General features: G+C 69.4%; 12 protein-coding genes. 10 read left to right on the forward strand and 2 right to left on the reverse strand.

Annotated features, from left to right (window positions below):
- Window positions 1-91: 91 nt before the first annotated feature.
- From ACFYNL_RS33950 to ACFYNL_RS33995, 10 genes are all read left to right on the forward strand, one after another.
- Complete coding sequence (locus ACFYNL_RS33950; protein WP_388810437.1) at window positions 92-1,585, forward strand: ATP-grasp domain-containing protein; 1,494 nt, start codon at window positions 92-94, stop codon at window positions 1,583-1,585.
- 57 nt (window positions 1,586-1,642) lie between these two features.
- Entirely contained in the window at window positions 1,643-2,656 is a 1,014-nt protein-coding gene (locus ACFYNL_RS33955; protein WP_388810440.1) for an asparagine synthetase A, read from the forward strand.
- Complete coding sequence (locus ACFYNL_RS33960) at window positions 2,653-3,684, forward strand: LD-carboxypeptidase (protein WP_388810443.1); 1,032 nt, start codon at window positions 2,653-2,655, stop codon at window positions 3,682-3,684. The genes ACFYNL_RS33955 and ACFYNL_RS33960 overlap by 4 nt, the downstream gene beginning before the upstream one ends.
- Window positions 3,685-3,721: 37 nt before the next feature.
- Window positions 3,722-4,216 (forward strand): hypothetical protein, encoded by a 495-nt coding sequence (locus ACFYNL_RS33965; protein WP_388810446.1) that lies wholly within the window; start codon window positions 3,722-3,724, stop codon window positions 4,214-4,216.
- Window positions 4,206-5,372: a hypothetical protein gene (locus ACFYNL_RS33970; RefSeq protein ID WP_388810448.1), complete on the forward strand. Its 1,167-nt coding sequence runs from the start codon at window positions 4,206-4,208 to the stop codon at window positions 5,370-5,372. Before ACFYNL_RS33965 ends, ACFYNL_RS33970 begins: the two co-directional genes overlap by 11 nt.
- On the forward strand, window positions 5,369-6,625 hold the full coding sequence (locus ACFYNL_RS33975; protein ID WP_388810451.1) for an MFS transporter: 1,257 nt from the start codon (window positions 5,369-5,371) through the stop codon (window positions 6,623-6,625). Before ACFYNL_RS33970 ends, ACFYNL_RS33975 begins: the two co-directional genes overlap by 4 nt.
- A gap of 2 nt (window positions 6,626-6,627) precedes the next feature.
- Window positions 6,628-7,668, forward strand: coding sequence for a hypothetical protein (locus ACFYNL_RS33980; protein ID WP_388810453.1), 1,041 nt, complete (start codon window positions 6,628-6,630; stop codon window positions 7,666-7,668).
- Window positions 7,669-7,684: 16 nt separating this feature from the next.
- Window positions 7,685-8,548 (forward strand): class I SAM-dependent methyltransferase, encoded by an 864-nt coding sequence (locus tag ACFYNL_RS33985; RefSeq protein ID WP_388810456.1) that lies wholly within the window; start codon window positions 7,685-7,687, stop codon window positions 8,546-8,548.
- On the forward strand, window positions 8,545-9,801 hold the full coding sequence (locus ACFYNL_RS33990) for a pyridoxal phosphate-dependent aminotransferase (RefSeq protein WP_388810458.1): 1,257 nt from the start codon (window positions 8,545-8,547) through the stop codon (window positions 9,799-9,801). The genes ACFYNL_RS33985 and ACFYNL_RS33990 overlap by 4 nt, the downstream gene beginning before the upstream one ends.
- Window positions 9,802-10,176: 375 nt before the next feature.
- Window positions 10,177-11,109: a LysR family transcriptional regulator gene (locus tag ACFYNL_RS33995; RefSeq protein ID WP_388810460.1), complete on the forward strand. Its 933-nt coding sequence runs from the start codon at window positions 10,177-10,179 to the stop codon at window positions 11,107-11,109.
- Between the two features lie 50 nt (window positions 11,110-11,159).
- Here ACFYNL_RS33995 and ACFYNL_RS34000 read toward each other — a convergent pair whose 3' ends face one another.
- Window positions 11,160-11,855 carry a formyltransferase family protein gene (locus ACFYNL_RS34000; RefSeq protein WP_388810463.1) on the reverse strand — a complete coding sequence of 232 codons (696 nt, stop codon included), beginning with the start codon at window positions 11,853-11,855 and terminating at the stop codon, window positions 11,160-11,162.
- Between the two features lie 518 nt (window positions 11,856-12,373).
- Entirely contained in the window at window positions 12,374-14,158 is a 1,785-nt protein-coding gene (locus tag ACFYNL_RS34005) for a beta-ketoacyl synthase N-terminal-like domain-containing protein (protein WP_388810465.1), read from the reverse strand.
- Window positions 14,159-14,220: the final 62 nt, after the last annotated feature.

Genomic DNA, 14,220 nt, shown 5'->3' on the forward strand with positions numbered 1-14,220 from the left:
GCCACCACACGGGCAACAACATACTCAGACCACTACTTGCGTCTGGCACATACCAGCGGCCATAGTACACAGGAGCTTGGCCGGTTCAAGGATGGCACAAGCACTCGCCCTGCCCTCCGCCATCGCGTGCGTAGCTTTCGCGAGTTCCTACACTTCGACTAATCCGGGAGATTCGGACATTCCCGTCCCGGACTTCCAGCAATACACCGTTGATCTGTGCACGACGGACGGTCTATCGTCTCGGGAAGCCGCCGTCCGGCTACCTGAAACCGCACCGGGGGAAAGTAACTTGACGCAACTGAAAAAGCTGCTCATGTGCAAGTGGGAGCGGGAGCTCTTAGCCACCCTGCTCGACTCGGGCAATGATGTGATCCTGGTCCTCGACGACTTCGACGCCGAGCACCACCATCTGGAGCCCGAGCTGATCGAGCGCACCGAACGGGTTTACCGCGTTTCTTCTTTCGACGCGCTGAGTGATCTTTCCGCGGTCGCCGCGGACATTCGGCTCCGCGGGGAGCGGATCGACCAGGTCATCAGCTTCACCGAATTCAGCCAACTCGGCGCCGGCTACCTGCAGAGCCTCGTGGCCGCACAGCCCACCGACCTGCTGGACTGGGTGGCCGTCCGCGACAAGCGGCTCATGAAGGAGCGGGTGCGGGCGGCCGGAATCCGCACCGCGGCCTCACTCTCGCTCCCCGACCCCAACGACCGGGAGCGCCGCGAGCACATCAAACGCACGCTCCGGTTCCCCGTGGTGGTCAAGCCCGCACTCGGCTTCGGGACGATGAGCACCCGCAGGGCCGACACCCCGGAGCAGTTCGACCGGATCCTGGACGACTTCCATTACGAACCGCTCCTGCCCTCCCGCCAGCTGACCGTCGAGGAGTTCGTCACCGGTCGCGAGATGCTGGTGGAGGGCCTCTGGGTGAACGGCGAGCCGGAGTTCTTCGTGGCCGGCAGCTATCTGGAACCCCGCCTGGCCAGCATCGGAAGCCGCACCGGCGGCACCACGCAACTTCCCGACGGGGCGGTTCTGCTGCCGCGGGAAGAGAACGCACAGCTCTACGAGCGGCTGCTGGACTTCTGTCGGCGGGTGAACGCCGCCTTCCACGTCACCCATGCCGTCACCGAGGTCGAGCTGTTCGAGACCGCCGACGGCGAGCTGGTCTTCTCCGAGATGTGCACGCGACTGGGCGGCAGCGCCGTCGTGCCCATGGTCTCCGAGCACCTCGGCGAGCCCGTGTGGCACATCATCGGCCGTGGTCTGCTCTCCGACCGAGCCCACCCGCGCGAGGTGGTCCGGCGCCACGTCGGATTTGTCAACCTCTCTCCGGAGAAGCCCGGCGTCATCACGACGCTGCCGCCCGTGGACGAGGTCGCGGCCATTCCCGGGGTCGCGCGGGTCTGGCCCGTGGCCAAGGTCGGGGACACCCTTTCCCTCAGCCATGGCGCGGAATTCTGCTACATCGTCATCTTCGGATCCGACGACCGCACAGAATTCGACGCCGCCATGAAGAAGGTCATGACGGAGTACCGCGTGGCGACCGAGCCCGCTGGTTCCGCCGATCCCACCAGCGCCCGCTGATCTCTGCCGCGAGAGCGCCGAGCACGTTCCGTAGAACTCCTGAAGCGAGGTTCCTTCGTGCCCGAATCCCTTTACTCTCCTGCTGCAATCTGGCGCCATCCCGGGAAACACCACCTACTCGCTCTTGAAAATCCCTGGTACCGGCTTGTCGCCGGACTCCAGGACGTCGTGTCACGCGCCACCACGGAATTCTGGACGAGCAACGGTGGACAAACCATCCACTTGCCGCTGACCACGGGGTCGATTTCCAGCCCCATGGGCCTCGGCAGCGATTCACTGCCCGTCGAGGTGGAACTGGGCGGCACGCCCACCTACCTGGCCGATTCCATGCAGTTCATGCTGGAGTACGGCTGTCGCCTCACCGGCAAGAGCGTGTACTACATCATGCCGTCGTTCCGGGGCGAGCAGCCGGACACCTCCCATCTGTCGCAGTTCTTCCACAGCGAGGCCGAGGTCGCCGGAGATCTCGACACCGGAATACAGGTGGCCGAGAAGTATCTGGTTCATCTCGTGCGCCGCGTGCTGGAGGAGGAGGCGGACGCCCTCGCCAAAGCCGGCGGCGACCTGGCGAAGATCGAGTCCTTCGCCGCCGACCCGGTCTTCCGCCGCATCACCTTCGACGAGGCCGCCGAACTGGTGGAGGGTCAGGGCGTACAGCAGGAGGCCGGCTGGCGCACGCTGACCCGCGAGGGCGAGCGGGCCGTGATGGACAAGCTGGGCGAGTTCACCTGGATCACCCACTGGGACCACCTCTCGGTGCCCTTCTACCAGGCGTTCGCGGACGGCTCCGAGCAGCGGGCGTGCAATGCCGACCTGCTCTTCGGTATCGGTGAGGTCGTCGGCCTCGGTGAGCGGCACGAGACCTCGGCGGACGTCCGCCGGGCGCTCGCAGTGCACGACGTCTCCTCCGAACCGTACGAGTGGTACTGCGAGATGAGGGACACCGTGCCGCTGCGCACGACCGGGTTCGGCATCGGCCTGGAGCGGTTCTTCATGTGGCTGCTGGACCACGACGACATCCGGGACATGCAGCTGCTGCCCCGTGCGCACGGGGCCGACATCGTTCCGTGAGCGCCACCAGGCCGGCCACCCGGCCGGAGTCGGCCCGACCGGGCGCCGGTGAGAGCGGGCGCATCGGATTGTGGACGCCGTCCTCACCGGCCCCGCACCTGTTCCCCAAGCGGATGGCGAGGGCGACGGCCGCGCTGCGGGCCGCGGGCTGGGAGCCCGTCACCGCCCCGCACACGCTGGGCAGTCACCGTATGGGGGCGGCCGAGCCGGCCGAGGTGGCCGAAGACCTGCACCGGCTGCTGCGGGACACGTCGGTCGGTGCGGTGATGGCCACGACGGGCGGATACACCGCCATGGAGGTCCTTCCGTGGATCGACTACGGGCTGGTGCGCCGCCGAAACGTTCCGGTGATCGGGTACAGCGATGTCAGCTGCGTGTTGTGGGCGATGGCTGCCCAGGGCGTGCGGTCGCTGATCCACGGTCCGATGGCCGTCTCCGAGTTCGGGCACTTCGGCGGGCCGTTCCCCTACGCGCTCGACAGTCTGCGCGGCGCCCTGCGCGGCCACGGGACGACCGTGCTGCGGCCGCCGTCCGAGTACACCGACGACGACCCGTGGTGGGACCGGGACGACGAGCGCCCGCTCACCATGCGCACCGCCACACCGTGGCGGGTACTGCGGCACGGCGTCGCACAGGGGCGGTTGCTGGCGGGCTGTCTGTTCTCGGTGACCTCGTTGTTCGGCACGCGGTACTGGCCGGACGTCTCGGGGCGGGTCCTCTTCCTGGAGGACTTCGGCACCGGACCGGACCAACTGGTGCCGTTGCTGGCGCAGTGGCGGCTTTCCGGGCAGCTGGAGTCCGTCGCCGGCGTGGTCTTCGCCCGCCGGGCGAGGCCGGGCCGGGCGGCGAGCGGCTGGGCGGACTTCGACGACACCGTGCTGCGGGCGTTCGACGGGATCGACGTGCCGATCGTGACCGACGTCGACTTCGGTCACACCGAACCGATGTTGTCCCTACCGCTGGGCGCCGAAGTCCGGCTGGACACCGACCCATTGGCCATCACACTGAAAGAGCGAGATGGTGCTTAGATCCACGCTTCACCCGGGAAAAGGGCACCAGGACGCGATGCTGGTCCCGGAGCCCGCGGAGGTGCGCGGCACCCGGCTGCTGCTGTTCCGGGAGCTGACGGCCCACGGCTGGGAGCGGCAGACGCCCGCCTTCGCGGTCCGCAGCCACGAGGCCGTCAGGTCGTGGCGCGACCACCGGATCCCGGAGCACGTGCGCTACGGCACCGTGTGCCGGGCGCACACCCTCACCGGCGAACGAGCCCTCACCCTGCGGTCGGTGGGGCTGGACTTCACTCTCGTCACCGGCCCGCGACTGCAGCGGGACGGCCTCGACCAGCGGCTGCTCTCCCTCGGGTACGCCCTGGACGGCGACGAGGTGAAGCCGGACGTCCTGCTCGCCGAGTCGTGGACCCGGGCCCGCTCGACCGACGTCGACGGCTTCCTGGAGGTCGTCGACCGGTTCTTCACCGACGTCGAGTGGCGGCTGAGCGCGCCCCACCGGACACTGCGGCACTTCCGCGCGTGCGCGAGGGGGTTGCGCGTTGCTGCGTGAAGCGTCGAAGCAGTTCCCGCCGTATCAGAGGCGTCTCGTCACCGCCGGCTATCTGAGCCGGCATCCGGTCTCGTCGGGCGTGCCCAGCCTGACGGGGGCCGGGCTGGAGCTCGGCGACCGTATCGTCGAGCGGGTGCTGGAGCACGCGGGGCGGCTGTGGCCCTTGCAGGTGCACGCCCATCCGCCGGTCCTGGCCGATCCCTGGTCCCTGGAGTTCTCCTCGGAGATCTCCGAGAACTTCGACTGCTTCCGGATGCCCGACGGCAGCGTGTTGTGGTACGACACCAACCCCGCCCACATCGACCATCTGCGCGGGCGTGTGCGGCAGGGCGAACTCCCGGCCGCGATCGCCTCGCCGGAGGGCACCTACCGGCCCGTGCCCAATCCGCGCCCACTGGTGCGCGACGAGTTCATCTCACCGGCGATCGGGCTGCACATCGCGATCGAGGAGTCCCGGGAGGACGAGGCCTGGCAGCACATCGGCACACTGCTGGCCGGTGTGGCCCGGGACGTCGGTGTCCCCCTGCTCCTGGTGGAGACGCCCGCGCCCGAGCACTACGCCAAGCGCTGCGTGGCCGCCCTGCTCAGCACCGCGCCCGGCCGCTGGGAACCGTGGATGCTCGCCTACCGCCTGGGCGAGACCTACGAGAAGTACCTGGACCTGCCGGGACACGCGATCATGGAAGTCGGCATCTCGGAACGGGTCATGGCGTTCGGAGCGCAGCTGCAGCAGGGGCAGGCCGCACAGTTCGCGAGTGCGGTGACGCCCACGCAGATCTTCACCGAGTCCCCCGACCCCGCGCTGGCGGACTTCCGCACCGCGCCCCCGCCGGACACCGCGGGCGGCGCCCGCACTCTCACCCGGACCGGCGCCGCCCCCGTGCTGCTGGCCGCGGACGGCCGCAGCTACGCCCGGCTGTCCGACGGTTACCGCGTCCGCCACCCGGTCGACCGGCCGATCCCGGAGATCCTCGCGCTGGTGGACGAGGACCTCCGCAGGTCGCAGCAGCAGCGGCTGCGGGAGTTGCTGGAGGGGCAGCTGGTCCTTGCGGCCGACGGCGGGACCGAGCTGAGGGGCCACGGACGTCTCGTCGCGGTGCCGGAGGGTGCGGAACCGTCCGTGCACCACGAAGAGGGACAGGGAGGCAAGCCGTGACGTCGACCAAGCTCGCTCCGCTCACCCACCCCGGCATGCGCCGGCTGCTGCTGTCCACCCTGGTCTCCGCGGCGGGCGACGCGTTCCTGCTCGTGGCCCTGCCGTTCGCGGTGCTGGAGATCTCCGACGCCCCGTCCGCGCTCGGCATCGTGCTCGCGGCGCACACCGTCGCCCTGGTGGTGTTCATGCTGCCGGGCGGCCTGGTGGGCGACCGGCGGTCCCCCACCGCCACGCTGTTGCTGACGGACGTCGTCCGGGTCTGCACCCAGGCCGCCGCGGCCGCCCTGGTCCTGACCGGCACCGCGAGCGTCTGGGCGCTGGCCGTCGTCTACGCCGTGCACGGCGCGGCCTCGGCGTTCCACTTCCCCACCTCCCGTGCCGTGATCACCCAACTGGTGCCGAAGGACGCCGTGCAGTCCGCGACGGCCCTGCTGTCGATCACCTACAGCACGGCGATGATCCTGGGTCCGCTCGCCGGAGGACTGGCCGTGGCCTGGTGGTCGCCGGGGACGGCCATCGCGCTCGACGCGTTCTCGTTCCTGCTCAGCGCGGTGCTGATCAGCGGTCTCGGGGTGCGCCGACCGCGCTCCGCATCCGCCTCCGGTTCGATGTGGAAGGAGGCTTTCGGCGGGTTCGCGCAAGTGCGGGCACGTCGGTGGCTGGCTCTCGGGCTCTGCCACGCGGCCCTCTTCCAGTGCTTCGCGGTGGCGCCGAACCAGGTGCTCGGGCCGCTGATCTCGCATGCGGACTACGGCGGTTCCGGTGACTGGGCGCTGCTGCTGTCCGTGGCGTCCTGCGGCCATCTGGTCGGCGGGCTCATGGCGGTCAAGGTGACTCCCTCCCGCCCTCTCGCCGCCGTGTTCGTCTCGGCCGCGCTGGCCGGACCCGTCCTGGTCGCGCTCGGCGCGGCCGTCTCGTTCGCCGTGCCCCTCGTCCTGATGGGCCTGTACGGCGTGGCCATCAGCTACGCGGACACGGTGTGGCACAGCGTGATCCAGCGGTGGCTCCCGGGTGAGTTCCTGGGCCGCGTGTTCGCCATCGACGGACTGATCTCCCTGGGTCTGCGGCCCGTCGCGATCACGGCCGTGGCGGCCGTGGGCTCGTGGTGGGGCGTGCACGAGGCGGCGCTCGTCGGCGGCCTCGCGACCGTGGTGCTCAGCGCCGTGCTGCTCGCCTTCCCGACCTCCCGCGGGCGGGGCGAATCCCATGAATCGGACCGGCAAGTCCCAGCGGAAGTCCAGGAGAGTGCCTAGACATGGTGCGTGTGGAGACAGTGGACGGGAAGCTGCTCGTCACGGGTGAGCAGCGGGTGTGCACCCGGTGTGTCCTGCCGGAGTCGTTTCCCGGCATCGCCTTCGGCGAGTCGGGAGTGTGCAGCTACTGCCTGGACGAGGGCGAGCGGATCGACAACAGCAGGTCCGTGCTCGACGCGGCCCTCGGCAAGGCGACCGGAGCGGAGTGGGACGACCGGTCGTACGACTGTGTGCTGCTGTACAGCGGCGGCAAGGACAGTTCGCTGGCCCTGGTCTCCCTGGCTCGGGACCACGGTCTGCGGGTGCTGGCCATGACACTCGACAACGGTTTCCTCGCCCAGGCCACGACCCACAACATGCGCGCGGTCGTCGACGCCGTGGGCGCCGATCACCTGCTCTTCCGGCCGCACCGCAAGCTGATGAGCGGTGTCTACCGGACCGCCATGACCACGGAGATGGGTCCGGAGACCATCAAGTACTCGACCGCGGCCTGCGGTTCGTGCATCGGGCTGGTCTTCTCCGTGGGCATCCAGATCGCGTCGGCCCACCGGGTGCCCCTGCTGGCCGGAGGGTGGACACCCGGCCAGATGACGACATCGGCCTTCGTCCCGACCTCCTTCCTGCGGGAGGTGGCGGACCGCAACCTCGACCCGGTCAAACTGGCCGATCCACAGCTCGGCCCCGGGCTCGACCTGTGGACCGGACCGACCGTGAACGAGCCCCTGGGCCTCATCAACCCGCTCTACGCGACCGACTACACCGAGGCGGGGGCGCTGGAGCAACTCCGTGAATTCGGCTGGGTGCCACCGAAGGAGACCGACTCCTGCTCGACGAACTGCCGGCTCAACAGTCTGCTGATCGTCGATCACATCAACCGTCACGGCTTCCATCCCTACGTCTACGAGATGGCCCATCACGTCCGGCTCGGTGCGCTGGGCCGCGACGAGGCGCTGGCGAAACTCGGCGACCTCGGAGTCGCCCCCGCCACCGTCAGCGCCGTCTCGGTCGAGCTCGGCATGCCGACCCTCCGTATCTCCGACTGACCCTTCAGGAGCGCTCTTGATTTCCCGACCCGTACTCGACGCATTGAACGACATCACGGTTTCCGAGATCCGGGAGCTCGACTTCTCCCGGCTGGTGGGGCTGGTCAACGAGCCGAACATGCCCTCGGGTGGCGGCCGGACGGTCCGCCGGGTGCTGGAACTGACGCGGCCCAGGCCCGGCCGGCGCCTGCTGGAAGTGGGCAGCAACACCGGCTACACCAGCATCGAGATCGCCAGCTGGGTCGACAACCCCGTGGTGGGCCTGGACATCAACCCGGTCTCCAACGAGTTCGCCCGCAAGAAGGCCGCGGCGGCGGGGATCGACAACGTCACCTTCGACCTCGGCGACGGCCGGTCCCTGCCCTACGACAACGGCGAGTTCGAGCTGGTGTTCTGCAGCAACGTGACGTCCTTCATGGACGACCACCGGCGGGCCGCCGCCGAGTACTACCGCGTGCTGGCCGAGCGGGGCGTCCTCGCGGCGGTCCCGATCTACTACCGCACGACACCACCGGAGGACCTGCGGCGCCGGGTGGAGAAGGCCATCGCCGCGCCGTTGCCGGTGACCTCGCTGGACTACTGGATCGACGTCTTCTCGCACCCCGAGGCGACGCTGATCGTGGAGGAGCCCTACGAGTACGTCCGGCAGTCCGCGGAGCGCATCGAGGGGTACGTGGACTCGGTGTTCCGCCAGCCGCACCTGGAGCAGCAGCCCGAGGAGAAGCGCACGGCCCTGCGCAAGCGGCTCACCTACTTCTACGAGCTGTTCGACGAGAACCTGTCCTACGCGGGCTACTCGATCCTGCTGTTCCGCCGGGCCCACCCGAACCCCGAGCCGGTGCTCCACGAGTCCCGTCGCGTCGTCGGGGCCGGCTCGTGACGCTCCTGGACAGGATGCTCGACGACGACGTCCGGCCCAACCGTCTGCCGGACGTCGCCTGGCTGCGCGAGTACCGGGAGCTGGGGGAGCCCGCGGGCGCCCCGGTGCTGCTGGCCCTCGGCGAGACCTGGGACGACACCCCGCGGGCGCTGCTCGACGCCCTGCGCCACGTCCCCCACGACGTGCACGGCTACCAGATGTCGATGTACGGGCTGCCGTCCCTGCGCCGCCGTATGAAGCGGTACGTGGCCGACTCCCAGCGTCTCGCCGACGACGGGACGTGGGAGCTCGCCGTCACATGGACGGGCACGCGCAGCGCCATGCGGGACTTCGCGGAGTGGGTGAGGCACCAGGCGGCCGGGGACCGGCCGTCCGCCCTGGCGGTGGCTCCGGCGTGGGATTACGCCGGCTTCCTTGAGCCCCTGGGCTTCCGGACCCGCTACGCGGAGACGTCGGCCGACGACGGGTTCCTGCCGAGCGTCGCCGGCCTGCGCGAGGCGGCCGCGTCCGCCGACGACCTGGCCCTGGTCGTCATCAACGCCCAGCACAACCCGACCGGCCACAACTGGTCGCAGGACGTCGTCCGGACCCTGGTCGAGATCGCCGTGGAGGCGCGCGCGGCCGTGCTGGTGGACGACGCCTACTTCGGGCTGTGCGCGGACGGCGTCACCGCCACCTCCGCCACCGCCGTCCTCCTGCAGACCCTCGGCGAGGCGGGAACGTCCCTGCCGTGGCTGAGCGTCCGCTCGTTCGGCAAGCAGTTCCACTGCAACGGTTGGGGCATCGGGTCGGTGCTGGCCGAACCGGGCTTCCTCGACGACTTCGTCAACGAGCTGCGTCCCCGGCACACATTCAATTACGCGGGCCATCTCCAGTACGCCATGGCCGAGTGGCTGGCGGACGGCGCGGCGGTGGAGAGGTACCTGGCCGCGGAGCGGTCGGGCCTGGAGGAGAAGCGTGCGGCCGTGGTCCGGGAGTTCGCTCTGCCACCCGGCCGGCCCGGGGTCGTGGCGGGTCCGGCGGCTCCGTACGCGCTGTTCCCCGTCCCGCGGTCCTACGCCGACGACGAGCGCGAGTACCTGCACGCGTGTGCTGTCCGGGCCGGGGTCTTCCTGTCCCCGGCCTGGCCGGTGGCACGGGTGACACGGCTGTCGGGCAGCGGGTACGCCCGTATGTACCTCGGCCCGGACCTCACCACCCTGACGGAGGGCGTCGAGCGACTCAGGAAGAACCAGCTCCTGCCAGAAGCGTGATCCCTGAACGTTTCCGGTGCCCCTCGTCCACCCGCCCTTCCGTCGCCTCGCTCATGACCGCCCGCCGGCGGAGCTCGCGCTCCGCCCCGGCTCACTTCTCGTCAGCCGTGCGCCACGTTCATAAAAATTGGAAACCGCCGAGCCGTGCTGATCAGCACCGCGCCCACAACGGGGAGTCTCGACCCGCCACATACACAGCCACCTCACCCGCCCGCACGTAGGCAAATTTCAGCAGGACGCCGCCCAGGACTCCCCCGGTAGACACCAAAAATCCTGATAGTTGGATTCCACGGATATCTCGCAAAGGCTGCTGTCCTTTCCGTTCACGGAAAGCAGCGGTCCAAGTTCTGTTCGGGAACGAAAGGACCACCTCGGATGGGCCGTCGGCCGGAGTTCAGCCTCACACAGCTTCTCTACTTCGTGACCATCGCCGAGACCGGAAACATATCCGAGGCCGCCGAGCGCCTCCACGCCTCCCAGTCCGCGGTGTCCGCCGCGATCCAGCGACTGGAGAGACAGCTCGCGAACCAGCTGCTCGTGCGCCACCACGCCAAAGGTGTCAGCCTGACCCCGGTCGGGAAGTTGCTCATCAACGACGCGCGGGCGATCCTCAGGCAGGCTCATGCCCTGAATCACTACAGCAGCAGGCTCCAGGGCGAGTCCGCAGGGTGCCTCGACATCGCATCCTATTACTCGATCACCTCGTTCCTGATGCCGAGAACCCTGTCCCGGGTCGCCGATTCCCACCCCCGGCTGACGGTGAACGTCCATGACGTCCACTCGCCGATAGACCTGCTCTTGAACGGCACGTGTGAATTAGCCGTCACATACAGCACCACTTCGTCGGAGAAGACCAGGTTCACAGAACTGATCCGGCCCAAGCTGTATGCGCTCATCGCCGAGAGTCATCCGTTGGCCGATGCGAAGATGATCTCGTTGGCCGATCTGGCGAGCGATCCCATCCTGATGGCGGACATACCCTCCTCGTGTTACTACACATACGTGGAGAGCGCCTTCCGGAAAGCCGAAATCCCCATGCCCCAGATCATTTCCGCAACCGGAATGGAGACGATGCGCGCATTGGCGGGGGCCGGTGTCGGATTCGTGTTGACCCATCACAGACCCCAGTCACTGGACACTCCGGACGGCAGCCGGACCGCCCTGGTGGAGATCACCGACGACCTCCCCCACCTGTCCATCGGCGTACAGACCTTGCGGGACAGCAAGCCGACCCGGCGTGCGCGTGACTTCGTGGCAGCCCTCCGTACGACCGCCCAGCAGATCTACGTTCCGATCACGACCGGCTGAGCCGGCCGGCGTCCTGGACGGCACCGGACGCGTGCTCCGCGCTCGTGGCTTCACTGTGCGTGCAGCGCCCACTTGCTGCCGTCCACGGGCGTCGCTCCGGGCAGCGCGATGAGTTCGGGTTTGAACAGCGGCGCCGAGTCCATCGCAGGCTCCCAGGTCGCAAGCTTCTCGTCCTGCGGCACCTCGATCCGCCTGCCCTCGGCGAGGTCGGCGACCACGCGCACCAGCAACCGCACGCCGAGGGGAGCCAGGTGGTCGCGCCACAGGCTCTGCGCGGTCGAGCCGGGAGGCACGAACACATGCTCCTGGGCGGCGAGCGGGCCGGCGTCCGTACGTTCGGTGAGGTGGTAGACGCTGCCGCCGGTCACCCTGTCGCCGTCGCGGATCGTCCAGCGGATCGCGTCCCGGCCGCGGTGCAGCGGCAGGAGGCTGGGGTGATAGCCGATGGTGGCGACGGCGGCCCTCGCGCGCGTCCGGCGGCCGATGAAGGCGTGCGAATGCGCGGCGACGATGATGTCCACCCCGTCCGGGATGTGCATCGCGCGGAGCTCGGCCGAGTCCGTCCACTGGATACCCCTGGGGTACGCCCAGGCACGCAGGCGGTCCCAGGACATCGCGTTGCTCTCGTCGGAGTGCCCCTTGCGCAGGCGCGGGGCGGCTGCGCCGATTATCTTGTGGCCTTCGTCCAGCAGGGCATCCGCGACCTCCACCGCGAATCCCCCCTGTCCTGAAATGTAGATGTTCACTCGCGCTCCCGGTGGTCGCTGGTCGGGTAGGTGTCTCTTCGGTACGGGCACGAGCGCTCGTCCGAGGCGCAGGACCGGTTCGATCGAGGACGGCTCGGTCGACCGTGGTACGTGACCCGGGGCAACTCCCGCGCCGTGTCGCCGCGTTCGCACCGGTCGGCGGCGGCCCCGCGTCCGGCCTGGCGGGCCCGCCGCCGGCGTGGCGGGCTCGCGCCGGCGGCGTTCGTCTCGGGTGGGCAGCGGAAGCGGGGCCGTGACCAAGGGCCATGTGCCTGTCCCGGGTGCCGCCGGGGTCGGACGCTCTGAGCCGATCGGGGATCGAGAACGGTTCAGGGCGTTCCGGCGGACCGCCGTGACGTCACCGCAGCGCAAGCACCGGGCCCCGGCGTCCGCCGGCACGACACCTCCGGTGTACGGGGGCGGCGACCCGATGGATGCGCCGGGACCCTTTGCGGCCGCGGCCCGCCCATGGGGTCGGGTCGCCCGGGTCCGGCACGGCCGGCGCCGGTGTGCTCATGTCACCAGTCCGTGCGCCAGAACCTGCGCGGCCTGAACGGGTACGTGGGCAGCGGCACGCGGTGGCTGTCCTCCCCCAGGTGCAGGGAGGCGAAGTCCACGCGCCGGCCGGTCACCCAGGCGGCGGCCAGATCGGACAGCGCCAGTCCGTCGTTTCCGGACGGCACGATCCCGTTGTCGTTGCGCTGCAGGGAATCCACGTTCGCCTGCGGCGCGGCCGCGGTCTCGGTGGCCAGGCCGCGGGGGGCGTCGTCGGACAGCGCGGCGATCAGCTCCGCGCGGCTGCGGACCACGGCAGCCCAGCGGCGGTCCATCACCTTGCGGCCCATGGTGAGACTGAAGCAGACGTCGTCCAGGCGCAGGTCGGGGTTGGCGACGAGCCAGTCCTTCAGCCGCGCGCGCTGACGAGCCAGCGCTTCGTCGTCCAGGGCGGACAGCGTGGCCAGTCGCGGCCTTCCCTCGGCCTCGGGAGCGCGTTCGACGCCGTTCGGCGGCTCCTCCAGCACCAGGTGCGCGTTGTAGCCACCGCCGCCGATGGATGTGATGCCCGCACGGCGGATGCCGGACTCCGTCTCCCAGTCCGCCGCCTCGATCTGCGGCACGAACGGGGTGCTGGGGAAGCCGATGTCCTCGTTGACCTCGGTCAGGTTGATCGTCGCCGGCAGCGTCTTGTGGTACAGGGCCATCGCTGCCTTCATCGCGCCGAAGCCGCCCGACACGACACCGCCGTGGCCCACGTTGCCCTTGACGCCGCCGATCGAGGTGATGGCGTTGGTCTTGCCGAACGCCATGCTCGCCGCGTGCACCTCCAGTTCGTCGGTCATCGGCAGACCGAGCCCGTTGGCCTCGTACATGGAGACGGTGTCCGGGGTGACGCCACCGACCTGCATGGCGTTGGCGATGCACGCGCTCAGCCGTTCGGGCTGCGCCAGACCGTAGGCCACCGCGCTGACGCCGTTGTTGTTGACGGCCGAACCCTTGACCACGGCGTAGATGTGGTCGCGGTCCGTGACGGCCGCGTCCAGAGGCTTGAGCAGCACGGTGACGACGCCGCTGGACAGCACGGTGCCGGTGCCGTTGGCGTCGAACGGACGGCAGTGCCCGTCCTTGGACAGGATGCGGTTCTCCTCCCACAGATGCCCCCGAGGGTGCGGCAGGCGGACCATCGCGCCACCGGCGATCGCCATGTCGGTCTGGCCGAGCAGCAGCGACTGGCAGGCCATGTGCACCGAATAGTGGAAGCCCGCGCAGACGGCCGCGAGGGTGACGGCCTCGCCCTTCAGCCCCATGTAGTACAGCGCGTTGGACGTCATGGTGTCCGGCGACCATGCCGCGCCGGCCTCCATCGCCTCCGGGCCGACGGACACGCGGTCCGGCGGGGAACTGTAGAGCGCGGCGGTCTGCGCGTTGTTGGCGCCGTAGATGCCCACCTCGCCCTCGACGCGATCCGGGTCGTACCCGCCGTCCTCCAGGGCCTCCCACGCGCTCTCCAGGAACAGCCGGTTCTCCGGGGTCATCGCGGCGGCCATCCGGTCGCTGATGCCGAACACCGACGGATCGAACTTGTCGTAGGTGTCGAGCACGCCGCAGGCCGGGACGTAGAACGGGCTGTGGATCAGGGTCTCGTCGACGTGGATGTCGTCCTTGTCGAGGATCGACACGGACTCCCTGCCGTGTACGAGGTTGTCCCAGAACTCTTCCTTGGTGCGGGCCCCGGGCGCCCGCACGGACATACCGATGACGGCCACGTCACCCGGGTCGTAGCTCTGCTCAGGGCTGTCGGACATGGAAGGCTCCTGCCTTGACGGGTTCGGTCTTCTTGGCCGCTCGATCGAGGAACTCGGCGTAC

The organism is Streptomyces sp. NPDC007808 (assembly GCF_042868655.1).
In the GTDB taxonomy this organism is placed as follows: Bacteria; Actinomycetota; Actinomycetes; order Streptomycetales; family Streptomycetaceae; genus Streptomyces.